Below are 1067 nucleotides of genomic sequence, written 5' to 3' on the forward strand. Positions count from 1 at the left end.
TGAGGCTCCCCCCTGGGAGTGGACACCCTGACAATGGTTCGTACAAGAACCAGAAGGGATGCTCACATGGGACGCCGGTCTCAATACCCGGAGGAGTTCCGCCGGGACGCGGTCGCGTTGTATCGCGCGGCCGGTGGTGCCCGCACCTACGCGGCGGTGGCAGCGGACTTGGGTATCAGCGGCGAGACGCTGCGGACCTGGGTCCGCAAGGACAACGCCGTTGGTCGAGGTGCGGCGGACCGTGGAGCCGGCGGCGGCGAAACCGCAGCCGAGGAGTTGGCGCGCCTGCGGGCGGAGAACGCCCGGCTGCGCGGCGCGGAGAAGGAATGGCAGCTCGAACGGGAGATCCTGCGCCGGGCAGCCGCTTATTTTGCGCAGGAGATGAAGTGAAGACCTGCCGCTGGGACTTCATCTCCACCCACCGCAGCGAGTTCGGTGTGCAGCGGCTGTGCCGGGTCCTCGGCGCGTCCCGGTCCGGGTACTACCGGCACCTGGCCACCGCCGATGCGCGCACCGAGCGTGCCGCCGAGGAGGCCGCGACCGTGGCGCAGATCCGACGGATCCATACCGAGCATCGCGGCGGGTACGGTGCACCCCGCATCCACGCCGAACTGCGCGAACTCGGGGTGTGCATCAACCGTAAACGGGTCACGCGGTTGATGCGTGGCCACTGCATCGTCGGTCGGCATCTGCGCCGTGGCCGGCGCACCACCATCCCCGATCCGCAGGCAGCGACGGTGCCCGATCTGATCGGTCGAGACTTCACCGCCGACGAGCTCGACAGCCGTTGGTGTGGCGACATCACCTACATCCCGGTGGGATCATCGTGGCTGTATCTGGCGACGGTGATCGACATCTGTTCGCGTCGGGTGGTGGGCTGGTCCATCGCCGATCATATGCGTACCGAACTGGTCACCGACGCACTGCAGATGGCGGTCGACTCCCGTGATGGCGGCGTGGACGGCGTGATTTTTCACAGCGATCACGGAGCGCAGTACACCTCGACTGCATTTTCGGATTTCTGTGCTGCGCATGGGATTCGACAGAGTCGAGGTCGTGTGGGGTCG

At 66.6% G+C, this 1067-nt stretch carries 1 pseudogene; it reads left to right on the plus strand.

Annotated elements, in window-relative coordinates:
• Positions 1–66: 66 nt before the first annotated feature.
• Positions 67–1067, plus strand: a pseudogene (locus QR64_RS07360) (IS3 family transposase); the annotation flags it as partial.

This window comes from Rhodococcus sp. Chr-9, assembly GCF_000801125.1.
In the GTDB taxonomy this organism is placed as follows: Bacteria; Actinomycetota; Actinomycetes; order Mycobacteriales; family Mycobacteriaceae; genus Rhodococcus; species Rhodococcus pyridinivorans.